The following is a 16,808-nucleotide window of genomic DNA, read 5'->3' as shown; positions in this document are numbered from 1 at the left end:
TCATTTAGATTACACCATCCTGCCCTCCTCCTGAAGGCTGTTCATTATACATTTCTTCGGAATCTACCAGCGGATTGATCTGCTGCTGAACGTCTTTGTCGGCATTTTTAAAGTTCTGCTGGCTGGCTTCTGCTCTCTGCCCGTGGTCTATAATCTCAATACATGGAGCTCCCGCAACCGCACATACTGCTTTGCTGTCTTCTACAATGATGTATCCACCGTTGCTGAGCTGTACTTTATCATAAAAATTCTGCCATTCTGTAACCATAATTTTGCATGGAGGCGGCGGTCCTCCCATTTTGGTACAGTTCCCGAATGTATTTTTTTCAAATGTGGCGGCTCCAATTTCTTTTGTGGTAACGATCAGTTTTTTGGAAGCGCTTTTATCATTGGCATATTCTTTTTGGTGTGTAAGTACTTTCAGCTTGTCCGGAACCTGCCCGAACTGGCATTTGCATAGGGCGCCCTGTACTACAATATGTTTTTCTGCCATATTAATTTTATCTTTAGTGAAGTGGTCATTTATTTATTATCAATTCCTGAAACTGAAACTGAAATCTTTTTTTCTTCCTGCAGCATGATACTGCATTCCAGGTAAAGAGATTCCGGAAGTGAAGTTTCTCCTTTCAGATAGCTTATGAGTCTGAAATTTCCTTCTTCATTCATCACAGGATGATCTTCTATAATCAATGAAAAAGGTGATTTTCTTATAAAATCATCAATATCCCTTTCTTCATATAATTTTCCTGCTACTTCTATGGTAATCAGCCCTGTTTCTCCTTTAACAGGATCTGTTTCCAGGGTTAGTTTATATCTGGGTTCAATTGCATTGTCTGTTACCGGAAAGGTTTCTGTCATCTCAGTTCTATATTCATTTCCGAAACTCTGATAGATTCCAAAAAACAAGGAGCGGATGAAATAATCATTTTTGATATATAGATTGATGGCTTCAGGCTGGCTGATCACTTTTTCAATCTTTCCGCAGTACTCGTCTACCGTTTCGCCTTCAAATTCTTTATAGAGTTCTTCTTTTACAGCGGGCCATCTTTTGGAAAATACCTCAGCGTTTTCTACGGTTTCAAATCTTCCATGTTCATCTGTACTGATATGTAAAGGATATAAAACACCTGAGGTTCTGTAGGCCAGCAGATCTGCAATTTCATTTACTTCTTCTTCATTAAGATAGAGCTTTGAGGTTCTGTCTATCTCAAAAAAATGATGTCCTTTTTCTGTTTTAAGCCAGCGAACAGATGCTTCATATTTTAATTCGTTTTTGGATTTCCCTTTTTCAATGGTAATGACTACACTGTATCTTCGCAATGATTTTTCCGGCTGAAGGGTAAGACTATTTCCTTTTCCGAATTGTACCAAAAGGTTTTTATCTGCCACTGCAGTTCTCGGAACAAAAAGCTCTTTCTGCCCGTTAAGATTGATCAGGATCATGTCTTTAACAGCGCAGTGATTATTATGGAAAAGTTTTAATGCATCTTTATCCAACCCGTACAGCGACGCTATACTTTTTAAAGTTTCATCTTTCTGAACAGTATGTATATTATATTTCTGCATAAAAATATTCCTGCTTCAATTTCTTTTCTGTATGATAATCTTATTGTTAAAGATTTTAATTCTAATGGATAACCCTTGTTCTGTTCGGTCTCGGATCCATACCGATTTTTTCTCTTCTTGCTGACCAGTGAAGGTATTTATGACGAAGCTTTCTTAAATCATCCTGTTCCTTTACTTCTTTCTGATAAGCTGCCTGGCGGTCTTCCGGAATTTCGTTTCCTCCATAGGCATCCCTCAGTTCTTTATAATGTCTGAAAGAGTAAGGTTTGCCATCTCCCATTACGTAAGTTCTGAGACGGTCTTTAATTCCTATCAAAAACTGATCATCCAAAATGGAATATTTATCATCTGTCATTTTTTTTAAGGTGATGGGAAGGTTTTTATCAATGCCGTATTCTGCCATAAAATGTAAAGGAATATAGCTGAAAGTCTTCAGAAGATCGCGTGTTCCTCTTAACGACAAATAGAATCCGGGGGTAATGGTGAGTTCACCTTTATGATACCAACCTTCATTTTCAAGCTCTGTCTTTAATGCTTCTAATTTGCTGCTGGTAGTCCATGAAGTTTCCACTTCTTCCCATGTTTCCCTTCCGTTTTCATAGGCTCCGCCTACATCGCAGTGTACGCCCGGAAATGTTTTTTCAGTTCCGATGTGTACCCTTGTGAGGTCAAAATTTTCTCTGTGTTCATCGGCTGCGATAAAGTGAACTACAGTCTGGGCTTTTCCAATTTCATTCAGGCTCAGCTCTTCTACATCATTGCTGAAATTGGGCATTGGTGACAGATATTTTGAATAGGAAGAAACGGTATCATAAATCCCCAGGAATCTTACTTTCAACACATCTACCTTTAATCCTGCTTCTTGGAGTTTAAGACCAAGGTGTCCCCATTTTGGAAGTTCTTCTGATGCTACACTTTTGCCGTCATCATCTGAATAAGTGGTCACCGAAACCGCTTCGTTGGCAACGGTGCGTGAAGTGGCTTTATATTTTGCTTTTCCGATTTCGTATACAAAGTTACGTGCGGCAGCAGCTCCACGGCTGAATCCGAATACATCGAAAGTAAGAACCGCAATTTTATCGGCCTTCTTTTCTGCTTTAATGGTTTTCACCTTTTTTACAATCTCTTCGCAGCCTTTTCTCACTTTAGATCTGATCCCGGTATCTCCTGTTCCAAAAGCGTAGCCCAGCGTAGCATCTCCTTCTTTATCCTGTGTACCAATACCTTCTATATAAATACCGAAGTTTTTATCATAGTTATCCCACATGCGGGCTACATTGCTCCAGTCATTATTGTAGCTGGTATTGTCTTCAGCTTTTCCGCCATGTTTTTTATGGGCATCCGTCCCTTTTCTTCTCTCTTCCGTATTGGTTTTATTATTCAGGGTTCCGTCAAAAAAAATCCCAATAGTAATATCCAGTACTTCCTCTTTGGATACAGATGGTGTGTAACTTCCAAATTGATTGTTGTGCATCGTTCTTGTTTTTAAATTGACTGAGTGAAACCTATCATTCTATCTTTTTAGATACCCTTATTTTTGCTTTGGTAACGGCCAGCTTTTCTTTTTCAGATTCTAAAGACACTAAAACTTTGGTATTGTCTTCGTTTACTTTAATGGTCAGATCTATATTTTTGTCTTTTCCTGATTTCTGAAACAGATCAAATATTTCTTTGTCATCAAAAGCGTCTATCCATACTGCATATCTATTATTGTTTTTATCTTTCCAGTAAAAACCACAGAATTTTGGTATAGCTCTGCTCTTGTAAGTATTTTCTTTTAAGCTCTGATCAAAAAGATTTTCCTGCTCACCGTTATAATTGGTAAAACCGAAATCTATCCATGCAGCTCCTTCAGGAAGAATCACGGAAGGTTTCCAGTTGTATTTTTCTCTGTATACGTTATAAATATCTGCTGGCGGATAGCCTTCTTTTTCAATTTTCTCACGAACTTCCGGCTTGAATGTCTTGTAAGACGGGTCTTTGAGCATTCTTTCTGCAAATCCTTCTTTCAGCATGTACTGAGCATTATCGTAGGCTTTTTCTTTGGTGATAATTGTATCATGAGCCTGGAAAGCTCCTACTTCTTTCTGGTTTCCGGGACCTTTCATCCAAAGCACTACTCTTCCCTGCGGAGCTAATCCTACCACAAAGGAATTATAAGTGGCTTTCTTTTTCGTATCCTGATCAACAAACCCTTCATCAAAAAGGCTTTTTATCTTTTCTTTATCCAGATTCCATTTTCCGGTGTAGAATTTATTTTCCACCAAAGAATACCATGTAAATTCCAGTTCATGAGGAGCATTCATTCTTTCGGTATTGACGTTCATGGTACCGCCTTCTTTGCCCCATCCTGTATTCTGTGTTCCCCAGATGGCATCAAAACTGTAAGTAAAACCATCGGCAACAATAGCTCCTTCATATACTTCCATCGGGTATTCCTGCGGGGCGGAAACGGTTCCCAGCCAGCTGTATTTTTCTTCCATTTTTTTATTCTGACAATTCGTTAATGAAAAACACCATATAAAAAGGATCAGCAGGTTGTATTTACTTATGGCCATGGGACATAATCTTCTTGTTACTTGCTAAAACCAGATTATCTCTGTGTGCCTCCACATTGATTTTCTTTGCTATTTTCTCCACCTTTTTTCCTACGCTCAGATGATAAGAATCTTTAACTGTTATGCGTAGATTGGTTGCTGTTTTGATGATCGCCATATCAGAAAAGTTTTGATTTTTCAGCACTGTTGAATTCTACAATTTTTCCGCTCTGCATGGTCATATTTTCCAGTTCGCTGAACATGGAAATTTCACCTGCAATTTCATTGGATGTTTCGGACTGTCTTTTGAATTCTTTTTCAATCATTTCCGTTCTGGTGTCGGAAGTTTCCGTAATGTCTCCCGAAGCCGTAAATTTCATATCTTTTCCTGCAATGGAAATAATATTGTCATTCGCGGTACTGGTTATACTTGCTCCTGCTCCTATTGATATTTCTTTTCCTGCGGTGATATTGATGTTGTCGCCTGCATTCAACGTAAAGTTTTTAGGAGCTTTCATGCTGATATTCCCTTGTCCGTCCATGTAATAAGTATTTCCGCTTGGATCAAGAATGGTTACACTTCCTTCTTCATCATTCATCAGAATCCTGATTCCGCTTCTGGTCTGAATGGATTTCAGGTGATTGTTAACACCTCCTCCTAATGCCACTCCTCCATGGAACATTCCTCCCATTACGAAAGGTCTGTCCGGATGGCTGTGCACAAAGTTGACCATCACCTGATCTCCCACTTCGGGAATGGCTACATAGCCACGGTTTTGGGTAATCTGATCTGTTCCTCCGGCATCAGGACTCATCATACGGATAAAATGAGTGGTATCATTGGTCTGCCAGTCAAATCTTACCTGTATTCTTCCCTGTCCTTCCGGATCTGTATTGGAAATTACGGTGGCAGTCTGTGGTTCAGCTTTCGGAACAGTGAATTCCGGTTTTGGAAGAAACCCTGTATCTGCCGCTATTCCTACGAAGCTTCCTTTGTAATGGCCTATGGTATCAATTTCATGTTCTGCTTCTGTAATCATTATCCTTGTGAAATAAGAGGTTTCATTAGAATCCTGTTTACGCATCTGGACATCTGCTACGCAACCCGGGTGAAGGAAAGGAACTGTTGTATTTCCTGAAACAGAAAAAACATTTACCGCTTCACTTCCAGCTGCACTTTTCTGCGAGTACTCCACATCCAAATGTGTAGTTGCTTTAATGGGAGCCATCTGCAGAGCCGGAGTCTTATAAATAGTTTCGTTATGACTGTATGCTGTTTTCGCAAGGTCACTCACGTGTTTTATGGGTGTAGAACCGGACGTCAGCCTTTCATTTTTATTACTGTTGTAACCATAGAATTGAGGCTTTGTATGTACTGCTTTCAGCTCAACTTTTATTTCATTGGCGCTGCTTCCGTAAGTAAGGGTAATCGCTTTGTTCTGAGCAGGAAGTTTTCCGAAATGTAAAACTTCACCGTCATAATAAAACTGCTCACCATAGGCTTCAGCCATTCTTGCCAGATAGTTATAATGGGTTTCGTTATACTGGCTGCTGTAGATGATCTGGGAAAAATTATTGGCATCTACTCTGACGTCAAACCGGCTTTTATCAATTCCCTGTTTGATTACTTCTTCGGCAATAATTCCTACGTTAACCGACTGGCTGCCTCCAAAACTCTGGATATGCGGTGCACCGTCAAGAAGGATGGTCGGGCTGTAGCCTGTAAGCACAATATTTCCCAGACTCATATGTTCCTGACTGAATCCTACTCCGGTAATCACTCCCACAAAAGTTCGTTCCGGGCTGTTGTCAATATCTTTGTAGGAAATAACAGCTGTAAGCCGTTTCCCAAGGAATTTATTGGCTTCTTCCAAAGAATGGGTCTGTCTGTCTCCCAAGGTATCATGTGCCAGTGTCAGCGTAAATTCGTGATGCCGTCTGGTACTTTGCTTAAGCTTGAAATGCTTATAGTACTTGATAATTTTCCCTTCTATGACAAGAGAAAGCTTTACCAGACGGTTGATACCTGTATGATGGTTTTCGGAAATACCATCTGCATTCTGCGTCGGACGAAAAGACGCCGCTTGTGAGTTTCCAGGTGTATTTGACATATTTTTAGTGATTTGATTAGTTTTCTAAAAGATTATTCTACAGAAGGAGAGTTTAAAAATTAAAAACAAAAGATCCTGCAGAATATAGTCTTAGGTAAAAAAAGACCGTCTTGTAAGGACAGTCTTTTATTTCTAGCTCATGAAAGACTTAGCTCATTGGCCAAAGTCCGTCATAGGATGAATTTCCATACGTAATGCTTTCAGCACTTACTACAAAGCTGATCAGCATATTATTGCTATCAATGGCATCGAAGTCTACTTCATGCTGGATTACATATCCGTTTTCCCACTTCAAAGAGATCAGTGTTCCTTCTTCGTGAGATTTATTAAAGTTGATTTCTCCGCTTGTTGGTTTATATTTACTGTTTAATAAACTTTCCAAAACATCAGATTTTTCTGTTGCTTCAATGGTTACTTTAATCAATGCGTTTGACGGGTCAGATGCTACACGTCCTGAAACATCTGTAGATCTTGACACGCTATAGTTAAGCTTTAACAACTTCTGACCTTCACCTCCATTGAATTTTAAGATTCCTCTTGAATTTCCTGCCATATTCTTACATTTTAATCATTAACGACTGTTCCCTGATATAGGATTTATACAACAAAGATAAAGGTCATGTTCTAATTTAAAAAGTTTTTAGGGCACTGTTTCAGAAATTGTAGTAGTTCTACGACATTTTAAAATTCTACATAACAAAACAATAAAGAAATATTAATCTAATAAATTATATTTTTTATTAAAATTTTCCTACATACTATCGAACAAAAGATCAAAACACAAAAACAGTTCACAATCAAACATTTACTATTGATTTTTATAGTTAATAATGTTTATATAGATACCCAATCACCATAATAATCAGGTTAACGACTGCCATGATCATTAAAATATTACTGTATTTTCTTTTTTTATCTATAAAACTTACACCAAGGATCAAAAAGAATAACAATAAGGTATATACAGCAGGATACATTTGAAATGCTTCTGAAAACTTTCCTTCAAATACCAATACGATTGCTCTCTGCGCACCACAGCCCAGACATTCTACCCCTAGGAATTTTTTACTGGGGCAGGTAAGCATGAAATCATTGATATCCATTTCTGTTGTTTTACAGATTATTTGTGGTCATTAAGTAGAGATTTTGGCTCTGGTATACTGATGCGGGAAAAAGCAGTCTTCTTTCATTTCAAAAGATCCCTGAACAGCAATATATGGATTTCTCAGAATTTCTCTTGCTACAAAAATAAGATCAGCATCGCCTTTCTGGAGGATTTCTTCGGCTTGTTTTACCTTGGTAATCAATCCTACCGCACCTGTCTTCACTTCAGCCTCATTTCTCACCTGGGATGAAAAAGGAACCTGATAACCATCAAAAACCGGGATTTTCGCTCCATGAATATTTCCACCACTGGATACATCTACAAGATCTACGGCATGTTCTTTTAGAATTTTTGCCAGTTCAACACTGCTCTGAATATCCCAGCCATTCTCAGCATATTCCGTTCCTGAAATTCTTACAAAAAGGGCTGTATTTTCATTCAGTTCTTCATTAACAGCATCCACAATTTCGATCAGAAATCTGATTCTGTTTTCAAAACTTCCGCCATATTCATCTGTTCTGATATTGGAAAGCGGCGACAAAAACTGATGAATCAGATATCCGTGAGCACCATGAATTTCAATAACATCAAAACCAGCTTCTACAGCTCTTCTTGCTGCATTTTTAAAATTCTGAACCTGTTCTTTTACCTCATCTGTCGTTAACGTATGTGGAATTCTTTCTGTGGGATGATATGGAATAGGGCTTGGTGCCACCGTTTCCCAGCCTTCTTCTACAGGAATCTGTATATTATTCCATGTTGACCCTTTTCTTCCGGCATGAGCCAGCTGAATTCCTATTTTACTTTCTGAATTTTTGTGTACAAACTCCACAATTCTCTGTAATTTCTCTGCCTGCTCATCATTCCAGATTCCCATGCAGTGATTGGTAATTCTTCCTTTGGGTTCTACTCCTGTCGCTTCCACCATCAAAAGACCTGTACCGCCCTGTGACCGGCTTCCGTAGTGTACAAAATGGAAATCGTTAGCTTCTCCGTTTTCACATGAATACATACACATAGGTGACATTACCCATCTGTTTTTCAACTCTATATTTCTGAATTTTATTGGTGTGTATAACATTTTTTAATCTTAAAAAAATTGAAATTTTGCCGGGAGAATAAAATATTGCCCACTTCATTAAAAAGAACTACTTTTACCCCCCTTTTTTAGTCGACAATATATGAAAAAAGACATACAGATCGGTTACGAATATTTTAAAAATAGCAGTGAGCTGAGCGATATAGAAAAACAGTTATTTGAAAGAGCCAAAGAGGCTCGTGAGAATGCTTATGCACCTTATTCTCAATTTTTGGTAGGATGTTCCGTTTTATTAGAAAACGGAGAAATCTATTCCGGGAACAACCAGGAAAATGCCGCTTATCCGTCTGGACTCTGTGCGGAAAGAACAACTGTTTTTTGGGTAGCTGCCAATTTTCCAAATATGAAAATAAAAAAGATTTTTGTAGTTGGAGGTCCTAAAGAGTTTCATGAGAAAAACCCTCCGATTCCGCCATGTGGAGCATGCCGCCAGAGTTTAATTGAGTATGAAACCAAGCAGAATGAAAACATTGATCTTTATTTTTCAAGTATGAATGAAGAGGTTGTAAAAGTGCATGCAGTGAAAGACCTTCTTCCTTTCTATTTTGACTCTACGTTTTTATAACCAAGTAAAACCTGATTTTTAGCTCCTAGCCAAGGTTTCAAACCTTGACAGGTTGCGAAGTAAAAACTTCGCATTGATTAGTCGTAAATGAGCGTTACAGTTAAATGATATAATAAACCTAACAGGTTTTGGAAACCTGTTAGGTTTGTATGTTAAAGAATAAAGATTTGAATACTATAGAATAAGGATCAGCATAAAAAAGGCTGTCTCCTGTATTGGGACAACCTTTATTTTTTTATTTTTTTTCAGATTCTACATCGTCATCTTCGTCTTCGTACTGCTCGAGATAATAGCTGAAACTAAAGTCTTCAATTTCTTCTTCCGCATCCTCCAGCGTTGTCAGAAGATCTTCAAATATCTCCAGCTGATCTACAGTCATGTTAACGAATTCTAAATGGAGTGGCATTTCCAGATCACCGGTAATGGTATCAAAAAGGGCATCAAGATTATCACCGAAATGCTCAGGAAGCTCAACTTTCTCCTTTAGCTGGGTGTAAAAATCTTCATAGTCACCTATGTCTGTAAAATCTATATATACTGTCTTCATATTGAATTAAATTTCCAATTTTTATTGATTAAAAAAGTTTTGCATTTTTTGCAGAAATCCTTTTCTTCATTGGTAGGATTCTTGCCTTCTGCATCTCTCATAAAACACATTTTTTCCGGGCAATGTGGCAGCCCTTGTGTATGACCAAGCTCATGAATGGCTATTTTGTAAAACTGTTCATCCCGATTTTCTTTACTCAGTCTGAAACTTGAAGCCACGCAAGCTTTTCCTGGTCTATACCCCAACCCCATGATTCCAAAGTCTTTGATCGTTCCTCTGGTGGCACTGATATCCTTCGCTGTCAGACCAATTGTGACAAAACCTTCTTTTGTTTCTTTATTCAAAAACTTAATGATTGAATCGGCTCTATACCGGCTTCTCTCTTTATAATAAGTATTTTCGGGAAATTCTATCGCATCCAGAACTTTTACATTCGGGTATACATTTCTTATTCCTTCGGCTACTTTTGCTACAGTTTCATGATTAATATCCTTAAATGGCTGTATAAGTATTGTTACGGTTGGTTTTACTGCTTTTTCCGCTACCATGTCTTTCTTTTCTGAACATGAGTATGCCAGAATCAAAAGAATGATAAAGTAAAAAAGACTATAATTTTTCAAAATTAAGATTAATAATAATTACAATGCAAATTAGACATTGGTCATTGCTTCTTCAATTCGTTCCTCGCAATGACGCTACTGCTTTTCAAAACTTTTATAATGGTTTTTGGTAAGATACACATCTCCCTTCTGGGTGTAGATGATACGGTCAGCATTTCTTCCACCGCAATGGTAATTTACATCTGCTTCAAAGTATTTTTCGCCATCCGGCAAACGTTTTTCCCTGTTTCCGAAATGATCTCCGCCAATAGCTTTTCCCGGAAGTACGTCACAAAGATTTCCTTGGGAAGGATTCCAACCCTGTTTTCTGGCTTCATTTTTAGTGATATAATAATCCGGCAGCTTATGATTTTGTTTTACATAGCTGATCACCGTTTTTTCTTCCGTAAGCTGATCTATAGAAACCTGAGCAGAGGAATTTCCCTCCGAAGAAGCACTTCCGTAACTCACTGTTTCTTTTTTTACAGAATCTGACTGATCTTTTTTATCTTCAATAAAATTTCTGTAGACATACATCACAGACATTCCGAAAAGAAGTCCCAGACATATAAAAAAAACAGATCTTATTTTTCCGTTCATAGCTGTAATTTAATGTAATACGATTTCTATGCTCTCCATTCTTCAGGAATATCACAAACCGGAATAGGATCTATTTTATGTTTCGCAGCCTTATGCATTCTGTCGAAAATCAGGAATACTTCTTTATCCCGTCCTTCGTAATCGTCAGCCGTCTTAGTTCCATATTCTTTCTGGATTTTTTCCAGTTCCGGATAAGTAGCACCAATCTGCTGCTCATCTGTTCTTTCCGTATCCCAAAGTCCATCGGTAGGAATGGCTTCCTGAATGCTTTTGATCAGATTTAATCCTTTCGCAAGTTCATATACTTCAGTTTTATAAAGGTCTGCAATGGGTGACACATCTACTCCGCCATCTCCATATTTTGTATAAAAACCAATTCCGAAATCTTCCACTTTGTTTCCTGTTCCACATACCAGAAGCCCGTTCAGCTGTCCATAATAATAAAGTGTAAGCATTCTAAGACGTGCTCTTGTGTTGGCAAAGGTCAAATTCTCATTGGGATACACCTCATCATGTACATGAAAGGTTTTATAGATCTCTTCAAAGGCCGGGGTCAGATTTACAGAGATTGTTTCTACATTGGGAAATCTGGATTTAAGGTCATTCATATGATCCTGCGCACGATCTACCTGATCGGCTTTCTGGCGGATCGGCATTCCGATCAGTAATGTTTTCATGCCTGTCATTGCTGCTAAAGTAGAAACAACTCCGGAATCTACTCCTCCGGAAACTCCAATTACATATCCTTTTACTTTGGCATTTGTAGCATAATCCTTTAACCAGTTTACAATGTGATCTATTACTTTTTGTGTCTGCATCGTTTATTTTTTTAGTCTATTTCAAATTTATGAGGGTATTTCGCTCCTCTTTTTTTATCTTTTAATCCGTCTTTTACCAATTCTACAGCCATTCCGTTTTCTTCCGGAATATCAAATGGAAAAGAAATTCCAAAATTACTTGTTTTTTTGTAAAGAGAATATGCACAGCAATCTCGCATTTTTTATTTCTATGAAAGCTTCTTCTGCCAATTGAAAAATCTGTTGGTCGTCTTTTTCTCTTCCTGTTATACTGTTATCATTTTTTATTATAATTTTCGCGCTTCAGTTCGTACCAAAAGCAAATTCCGTCAGGTTCTTCAAATTCACTGTTTTTTTCAAATCCTAATTTTCTTAAAACATGGTTGGAAGCATCATGTTCGGAATGAGCATACGCATAAATAACTTCCGCATTAAGATCATTAAAACCATACTCCAGAGAAGCTTTTCCTGATTCCGTGGCATAACCTTTTCCCCATGATTCCGGCAGAAAACGGTATCCCAGTTCCAATACATTTTTGTACCCATTGGTTTCATGGGTAAGTAATTTCAACCCGCTCCAACCTATCAGAAGTCCGCTTTCTTTTTCCACCACTCCAAATCTTCCGACTCCATTTTCCTCATACTGTTTCTGAATCATGCTGATGACCTTTTTTGATTCATTGATACTCTTCAAAACCGGCACACCAATGTATTTCATGACTTCAGGATTGGAATCCAGCAGAAATACCCGTTCAAAATCATCATCTTCGAGTTTTCTTAAAATAAGTCGTTCAGTTTCTATTTTCATAATTATTAGTTTTATTCTTCAGCTCCAAAAATGGTCACCTCCGTTTTTGTGCCTTTCTTTATATCTGTTTTTCTTATCTTATTCCCTGCTATATTAAGGGTTTGTAAGGCAGAATTACCGGAAATATCGATTTGTTGAAGCTTGTTATGTTCTACATTCAGTTTTCTTAATACTTTAAACTGAAGCAGATTTATTGTTTTTAATTGATTTAAAGATAATGTTAATTGATCAATTTTTGGAATTCCTGTCAGCGAAATACTTTCCAACAGGTTATTATCCAGGTATAATGAGGTTAAATTCTTCAGGTTTTCTGCTTTGAATGAGGATATTTTACATCCTGTGCACGAAAACAATTCCAGCTGATCAAGATTGTTTATTACAATATTCGGGATCATATTATCATCAAGGACAATCATTTTTACATTTTTAAAAAGACGCAGATCTTCCGTGGTAGTAATTCCCTTTTTAACAAGAAACAGATTCGTAACCATACCAGCTTCCGGGGATTCAAGCATTCCGTTTTTATTCAGGTCAAAATTTTCGAGCACTGCTTTTTCAAAGTTTTTATCTTTAAACTCAAGTGTTTGCCCATAGAAAAAAGGAAGTCCTGAAATAAGGCAAACGGTTGTAAATATTTTTATTTTCATCATAAATTGTGTATTTAATCCTTATTTTTGTAAACTTAAATTCCATGTAAAAATAATGAAGATTTTTAGATATATTGCACTTTCTTCTCTTTTAGCTGCCGGACTTATTTCCTGTAAAAAAGAACCTGAAAATCAATGGAAGGTAGAAGTAAAACAAACTGCCCAAAAAGTTGACATCACAGATATTTCCAAAGAATTTTACAATCCGGATATTCCTCTGGATCAGTTTAAAGCTAAGTTCCCGTGGTTTCAGGGAAGTGTTTCTGATGCTGATTTTGGAAAAAGAAGAGCGGATGCTGAAGAGATAAAAATCTACAAGGAAGCTATTGGAAAAATAGATCAGACAAAGCTGCAAAATGAGCTTCAGAGTTTATTTTCGCACATCAAGTATTATTTCCCACAATTTAAAAATCCCAAAGTATATCTGTTTTCATCTGCCCTACAGATGGTTCAGGATCCGATATTTTATGATGAAAAAGGGAATCTCTTATTTATAGATGTTACCGGTTTTATGGGTGATGGAAATCCCAATTATAAAGGACTGGAGCTGTATTTTCAAAAATCGATGAACCCGCAGAATATTGTTCCGAAGGTATCACAGCTTTTTGCAGAAAATATTGTCACAGAATCTCCTGATCATCAGAAATTCATTGATCAGATTATTCTGAACGGAAAAGTAATGATTCTTCAGGATGCTTTTCTTCCGGATACGCCTGATTATCTGAAAATGAATTATACTCAGAAGCAATATGAATGGGCAACCGGTAATGAAGCCAATATCTGGAATTATTTTGTAGAAAGTAATCTGATCTTCGGCGATGATCCAAGACTGGGAGAACGTTTTATTTCACCCGGACCATTCTCGAAGTTTTATACAGAAATTGACAATGAATCTTCCCCGCAAATCGGAATTTTTACAGGATGGCAGATCTGTAAAGCATATCTTAAGGAAAAACCTGAAACGAAGTTAACAGAGTTCCTGAAAATGGATGCTACCACAATTTTTAATCAATCCGGTTATAAACCGAAACTTAAATAAAGAAAATTTTAGAATTTAGAAAAAATAGAAAAATGAGAAAGACTCAGATTACGATAGATGTAGAGCTTGATGAAAATCACGTACCGGAAAATATTACATGGAATGCTCAGGATGGTGGTATAGAAAAACAAGATACCAAAGCTACTATGATTTCTGTATGGGATGATAAAACAAGAGAAGCATTAAGAATTGATCTTTGGACCAAGGAAATGCCTGTAGATCAGATGAAGATGTTTATCCACCAGATTTTAATATCTTTAGGAAGCACGTATCAGAGAGCAACCGGAGAAGAGGATGTAGCGCAGTGGATGGAGGAAATTGCAGAAGAATTTGCGGTAAAATCTGCTATTAAGTAAAAAAAAAACAATTGCAATAAGCAGGAGGCGGTAAGCGGTAAGCTTTTTGCATTCAGCTAGAGCAAATTTTATTAAAAACAATGAACATTAATCAATAGATATATCTGCTTAATGTTCATAGCCTAAAGCAAAAAATTATGAATTTTAACACAAAAGTAATTCATGGAGGGCAGCACCACGAGTCTGCAACTGGTTCTGTAAATGTACCTGTATTTTTAACCTCTACGTTTGCACAGAAAAGCCCGGGAGTACATTCCGGATATGAATATTCAAGAGCTGCTAATCCTACAAGACAGGCATTAGAGGATTCTTTGGCAAGTATTGAAAACGGAGCGAGAGGCTTAGCTTTCGGTTCTGGTCTTGCTGCGATCGACTGTGTTTTGAAATTATTAAATCCAGGTGATGAAGTGATTGCTGTAGATGATCTTTACGGAGGAACCTACAGAATGTTCACCAGACTTTTTGAAAAATACCAGCTGAAATTTACCTTCGTAAATTTTGACGATGCTTCTAAAATTGCTGATGTTATCACGGATAAAACAAAACTGATCTGGGTAGAAACTCCAACTAACCCTTTGATGAAATTAGTAGATATCAAAGCGGTTGTAGATATTGCAAAAGGAAAAGATATTTTAGTAGCCGTAGACAATACTTTTGCTACACCTTATATCCAGAGACCTATTGATTTGGGAGCTGACATTGTAATGCATTCTGCAACAAAATATTTAGGAGGACACTCCGATGTGATTGCAGGAGCTCTTATTGCTAAAGATGCTGAACTGGGAGAAAAGCTTCACTTTATCCAGTTTGCAAGTGGTGGTATTTTGGGACCTCACGATTCTTATCTTGTATTAAGAGGAATCAAAACATTGGCGTTGAGAATGCAGAGACATTCTGACAATGGTCTTGCAGTAGCTAAATACCTTGAGACACATCCAGCGGTAGATAAAGTAATTTATCCGGGATTGGAATCTCACCCTCAATATGAGCTGGCAAAATCTCAGATGAAGGAATCCGGAGGAATGGTGTCATTCACTTTCAAATCCGGAAAGAAAGAAGATGCGATCAAATTTCTGGAAAAAGTAAGAGTATTCACCTTAGCAGAATCTTTAGGAGGAGTAGAATCTCTGGCTAACCACCCTGCTTTGATGACACATGCTTCAATTCCTGCAGAAAAACGTGCTGAACTGGGAATCACCGATGACCTTGTTCGTTTAAGCGTAGGTATTGAGGATGCAGAAGATCTTATTGCAGATCTTGAGAAAGCTTTTTCTTAATATACAATACATTAAAATGAGAAGGATTACATCATCTTTCTCATTTTATTATAACACCGCTAATACTATGAAAAATACAAGAAAAGCTGTTCTTTCCGACTTACCACAACTGGCGGAATTGTTTGACCAGTACAGAATATTTTATCATAAAACATCAGACGTTCCCGCAGCGACCAATTTTCTTAAGGAAAGGCTTGAAAATAAAGATTCCGAAATTTTTGTTGTGGAAGAAAATGGAATCCTGACAGGCTTTGTACAGCTATATCCCATATTTTCATCTACAAGAATGCAGCGTTACTGGCTGTTGAACGACCTTTACGTCAATGTAAACCACAGAGGAAAAGGCTATTCTAAAAAGCTGATTGAAGAATCTAAAGAACACTGCCGTTCATCAAAAGCCTGTGGTATTCTTTTAGAAACAGGAAAAAGCAATGATATCGGAAATCAGCTTTATCCATCATGCGGATTTGAGCTTTATGACTCTGTCAATTTCTACGAGTGGACTAATCATGAGCAATGAGTAATGAGTAATGAGTAATTGATATATTACACTCACCATCCCGAATCTAGAAACTAGAAAACCCGTACCCCAAAAATAAAAAAATGATATGACCGACTTTCAAAAATATATTCAAAGATACTTAGATCAGATTCCATCAGGAAACTGGATCAATGAACTGCAGGTATCTGCAGACAAAACCATTGGAATTTATTCCAATCTTACCGAAGAACAATCTGACTTTGCTTATGCAGAAGGAAAATGGACATTGAAAGGACTTCTACTCCACTTATCCGATACAGAAAGAGTTTTCCAGTACAGAATATTAGCTTTCGCAAGAGGAGAGAAAAACAATCTTCCGGGATTTGACGAGAATGAATATGCAGACCAATCTTTTGCCAGTGAAAGAACTCTTGAGTCTCTTCTGGAGGAATACAAACTGGTTAGAAAATCTTCTCAGATTCTACTGGAAACGCTTCAACCTTCTGCTCTACAAAATACAGGAACAGCCAATGGCCATGAAATTACGGTAGAAACCATCGGAAAGCTTATTGTAGGTCACAATTATCACCACCTGAATATTATTGAGGAGAGGTATTTATCGAAATTGGGATGGATGTAGGAAATTAAAAAGATTTTTAATTATTATAAGTTTT

22 protein-coding genes are annotated in these 16,808 nt (G+C 37.4%); 6 read left to right on the top strand and 16 right to left on the bottom strand.

Annotated features, from left to right (window positions below; all coding sequences use genetic code 11):
* Positions 1-4: 4 nt before the first annotated feature.
* The 9 genes from ACODR7_RS09740 to namA all read right to left on the bottom strand — a co-directional run bounded on the left by ACODR7_RS09740 (position 5) and on the right by namA (position 8,400).
* Positions 5-493 (bottom strand): DUF4280 domain-containing protein, encoded by a 489-nt coding sequence (locus tag ACODR7_RS09740; RefSeq protein ID WP_488838844.1) that lies wholly within the window; start codon positions 491-493, stop codon positions 5-7.
* A 29-nt stretch (positions 494-522) separates the two neighbouring features.
* Positions 523-1,566 carry a hypothetical protein gene (locus tag ACODR7_RS09735; protein ID WP_488838843.1) on the bottom strand — a complete coding sequence of 348 codons (1,044 nt, stop codon included), beginning with the start codon at positions 1,564-1,566 and terminating at the stop codon, positions 523-525.
* A gap of 61 nt (positions 1,567-1,627) precedes the next feature.
* Positions 1,628-3,040 (bottom strand): phospholipase effector Tle1 domain-containing protein, encoded by a 1,413-nt coding sequence (locus ACODR7_RS09730; RefSeq protein WP_488838842.1) that lies wholly within the window; start codon positions 3,038-3,040, stop codon positions 1,628-1,630.
* A gap of 34 nt (positions 3,041-3,074) precedes the next feature.
* Entirely contained in the window at positions 3,075-4,049 is a 975-nt protein-coding gene (locus ACODR7_RS09725; RefSeq protein WP_488838841.1) for a DUF2931 family protein, read from the bottom strand.
* 61 nt (positions 4,050-4,110) lie between these two features.
* Positions 4,111-4,281 carry a hypothetical protein gene (locus ACODR7_RS09720; RefSeq protein WP_156106421.1) on the bottom strand — a complete coding sequence of 57 codons (171 nt, stop codon included), beginning with the start codon at positions 4,279-4,281 and terminating at the stop codon, positions 4,111-4,113.
* A gap of 1 nt (position 4,282) precedes the next feature.
* On the bottom strand, positions 4,283-6,214 hold the full coding sequence (locus ACODR7_RS09715; RefSeq protein ID WP_488838840.1) for a type VI secretion system Vgr family protein: 1,932 nt from the start codon (positions 6,212-6,214) through the stop codon (positions 4,283-4,285).
* Positions 6,215-6,362: 148 nt separating this feature from the next.
* The gene (gene tssD / locus ACODR7_RS09710) at positions 6,363-6,767 is read right to left on the bottom strand and encodes a type VI secretion system tube protein TssD (RefSeq protein ID WP_002977458.1); all 405 of its coding nucleotides are present in this window, start codon (positions 6,765-6,767) and stop codon (positions 6,363-6,365) included.
* 271 nt (positions 6,768-7,038) lie between these two features.
* Positions 7,039-7,317: a DUF2752 domain-containing protein gene (locus tag ACODR7_RS09705; RefSeq protein ID WP_488838839.1), complete on the bottom strand. Its 279-nt coding sequence runs from the start codon at positions 7,315-7,317 to the stop codon at positions 7,039-7,041.
* A 30-nt stretch (positions 7,318-7,347) separates the two neighbouring features.
* Positions 7,348-8,400: an NADPH dehydrogenase NamA gene (namA, locus tag ACODR7_RS09700; RefSeq protein WP_488838838.1), complete on the bottom strand. Its 1,053-nt coding sequence runs from the start codon at positions 8,398-8,400 to the stop codon at positions 7,348-7,350.
* Between the two features lie 100 nt (positions 8,401-8,500).
* Here namA and ACODR7_RS09695 point away from each other — a divergent pair, with 100 nt between their 5' ends.
* Positions 8,501-8,983, top strand: a complete 483-nt coding sequence (locus ACODR7_RS09695) for a cytidine deaminase (RefSeq protein ID WP_076596136.1) — start codon at positions 8,501-8,503, stop codon at positions 8,981-8,983.
* Positions 8,984-9,218: 235 nt separating this feature from the next.
* On the opposite strand, the gene ACODR7_RS09690 is transcribed toward ACODR7_RS09695, so the two are convergent.
* The 7 genes from ACODR7_RS09690 to ACODR7_RS09660 all read right to left on the bottom strand — a co-directional run bounded on the left by ACODR7_RS09690 (position 9,219) and on the right by ACODR7_RS09660 (position 12,984).
* Positions 9,219-9,530, bottom strand: coding sequence for a barstar family protein (locus tag ACODR7_RS09690; RefSeq protein ID WP_488838837.1), 312 nt, complete (start codon positions 9,528-9,530; stop codon positions 9,219-9,221).
* Positions 9,527-10,150, bottom strand: a complete 624-nt coding sequence (locus tag ACODR7_RS09685; protein WP_488838836.1) for a Zn-dependent protease — start codon at positions 10,148-10,150, stop codon at positions 9,527-9,529. The genes ACODR7_RS09690 and ACODR7_RS09685 overlap by 4 nt, the downstream gene beginning before the upstream one ends.
* Positions 10,151-10,225: 75 nt before the next feature.
* A complete protein-coding gene (locus ACODR7_RS09680) occupies positions 10,226-10,729 on the bottom strand; it encodes a ribonuclease domain-containing protein (RefSeq protein ID WP_488838835.1) in 504 nt (167 codons plus the stop codon).
* A 26-nt stretch (positions 10,730-10,755) separates the two neighbouring features.
* Complete coding sequence (nadE, locus tag ACODR7_RS09675; protein ID WP_076596141.1) at positions 10,756-11,547, bottom strand: NAD(+) synthase; 792 nt, start codon at positions 11,545-11,547, stop codon at positions 10,756-10,758.
* Between the two features lie 11 nt (positions 11,548-11,558).
* The gene (locus tag ACODR7_RS09670; protein WP_488838834.1) at positions 11,559-11,726 is read right to left on the bottom strand and encodes a hypothetical protein; all 168 of its coding nucleotides are present in this window, start codon (positions 11,724-11,726) and stop codon (positions 11,559-11,561) included.
* 77 nt (positions 11,727-11,803) lie between these two features.
* Positions 11,804-12,334 (bottom strand): GNAT family N-acetyltransferase, encoded by a 531-nt coding sequence (locus ACODR7_RS09665; RefSeq protein WP_488838833.1) that lies wholly within the window; start codon positions 12,332-12,334, stop codon positions 11,804-11,806.
* Positions 12,335-12,345: 11 nt separating this feature from the next.
* Positions 12,346-12,984, bottom strand: coding sequence for a leucine-rich repeat domain-containing protein (locus ACODR7_RS09660; protein ID WP_488838832.1), 639 nt, complete (start codon positions 12,982-12,984; stop codon positions 12,346-12,348).
* Between the two features lie 52 nt (positions 12,985-13,036).
* Here ACODR7_RS09660 and gldB point away from each other — a divergent pair, with 52 nt between their 5' ends.
* The 5 genes from gldB to ACODR7_RS09635 all read left to right on the top strand — a co-directional run bounded on the left by gldB (position 13,037) and on the right by ACODR7_RS09635 (position 16,774).
* Positions 13,037-14,020, top strand: a complete 984-nt coding sequence (gene gldB / locus ACODR7_RS09655) for a gliding motility lipoprotein GldB (RefSeq protein ID WP_488838831.1) — start codon at positions 13,037-13,039, stop codon at positions 14,018-14,020.
* 32 nt (positions 14,021-14,052) lie between these two features.
* Entirely contained in the window at positions 14,053-14,376 is a 324-nt protein-coding gene (gldC, locus tag ACODR7_RS09650) for a gliding motility protein GldC (protein WP_076596144.1), read from the top strand.
* A gap of 134 nt (positions 14,377-14,510) precedes the next feature.
* A complete protein-coding gene (locus ACODR7_RS09645; RefSeq protein ID WP_488838876.1) occupies positions 14,511-15,653 on the top strand; it encodes a cystathionine gamma-synthase in 1,143 nt (380 codons plus the stop codon).
* A gap of 67 nt (positions 15,654-15,720) precedes the next feature.
* Positions 15,721-16,173, top strand: a complete 453-nt coding sequence (locus ACODR7_RS09640; protein ID WP_488838830.1) for a GNAT family N-acetyltransferase — start codon at positions 15,721-15,723, stop codon at positions 16,171-16,173.
* A gap of 88 nt (positions 16,174-16,261) precedes the next feature.
* Positions 16,262-16,774, top strand: a complete 513-nt coding sequence (locus tag ACODR7_RS09635; protein ID WP_488838829.1) for a DinB family protein — start codon at positions 16,262-16,264, stop codon at positions 16,772-16,774.
* Positions 16,775-16,808: the final 34 nt, after the last annotated feature.

Source organism: Chryseobacterium sp. FG46 (assembly GCF_057809135.1).
This window is presented reverse-complemented; position numbering and strand designations above follow the sequence as displayed.

Excerpts from the sequence above, each read along its gene's own strand:
- ACODR7_RS09740 (WP_488838844.1), bottom strand. The coding sequence starts at position 493 with ATGGCAGAAAAACATATTGTAGTACAGGGCGCCCTATGCAAATGCCAG.
- ACODR7_RS09735 (WP_488838843.1), bottom strand. The coding sequence starts at position 1,566 with ATGCAGAAATATAATATACATACTGTTCAGAAAGATGAAACTTTAAAA.
- ACODR7_RS09730 (WP_488838842.1), bottom strand. The coding sequence starts at position 3,040 with ATGCACAACAATCAATTTGGAAGTTACACACCATCTGTATCCAAAGAG.
- ACODR7_RS09725 (WP_488838841.1), bottom strand. The coding sequence starts at position 4,049 with ATGGAAGAAAAATACAGCTGGCTGGGAACCGTTTCCGCCCCGCAGGAA.
- ACODR7_RS09720 (WP_156106421.1), bottom strand. The coding sequence starts at position 4,281 with ATGGCGATCATCAAAACAGCAACCAATCTACGCATAACAGTTAAAGAT.
- ACODR7_RS09715 (WP_488838840.1), bottom strand. The coding sequence starts at position 6,214 with ATGTCAAATACACCTGGAAACTCACAAGCGGCGTCTTTTCGTCCGACG.
- tssD (WP_002977458.1), bottom strand. The coding sequence starts at position 6,767 with ATGGCAGGAAATTCAAGAGGAATCTTAAAATTCAATGGAGGTGAAGGT.
- ACODR7_RS09705 (WP_488838839.1), bottom strand. The coding sequence starts at position 7,317 with ATGGATATCAATGATTTCATGCTTACCTGCCCCAGTAAAAAATTCCTA.
- namA (WP_488838838.1), bottom strand. The coding sequence starts at position 8,400 with ATGTTATACACACCAATAAAATTCAGAAATATAGAGTTGAAAAACAGA.
- ACODR7_RS09695 (WP_076596136.1), top strand. The coding sequence starts at position 8,501 with ATGAAAAAAGACATACAGATCGGTTACGAATATTTTAAAAATAGCAGT.
- ACODR7_RS09690 (WP_488838837.1), bottom strand. The coding sequence starts at position 9,530 with ATGAAGACAGTATATATAGATTTTACAGACATAGGTGACTATGAAGAT.
- ACODR7_RS09680 (WP_488838835.1), bottom strand. The coding sequence starts at position 10,729 with ATGAACGGAAAAATAAGATCTGTTTTTTTTATATGTCTGGGACTTCTT.
- nadE (WP_076596141.1), bottom strand. The coding sequence starts at position 11,547 with ATGCAGACACAAAAAGTAATAGATCACATTGTAAACTGGTTAAAGGAT.
- ACODR7_RS09670 (WP_488838834.1), bottom strand. The coding sequence starts at position 11,726 with ATGCGAGATTGCTGTGCATATTCTCTTTACAAAAAAACAAGTAATTTT.
- ACODR7_RS09665 (WP_488838833.1), bottom strand. The coding sequence starts at position 12,334 with ATGAAAATAGAAACTGAACGACTTATTTTAAGAAAACTCGAAGATGAT.
- ACODR7_RS09660 (WP_488838832.1), bottom strand. The coding sequence starts at position 12,984 with ATGATGAAAATAAAAATATTTACAACCGTTTGCCTTATTTCAGGACTT.
- gldB (WP_488838831.1), top strand. The coding sequence starts at position 13,037 with ATGAAGATTTTTAGATATATTGCACTTTCTTCTCTTTTAGCTGCCGGA.
- gldC (WP_076596144.1), top strand. The coding sequence starts at position 14,053 with ATGAGAAAGACTCAGATTACGATAGATGTAGAGCTTGATGAAAATCAC.
- ACODR7_RS09640 (WP_488838830.1), top strand. The coding sequence starts at position 15,721 with ATGAAAAATACAAGAAAAGCTGTTCTTTCCGACTTACCACAACTGGCG.
- ACODR7_RS09635 (WP_488838829.1), top strand. The coding sequence starts at position 16,262 with ATGACCGACTTTCAAAAATATATTCAAAGATACTTAGATCAGATTCCA.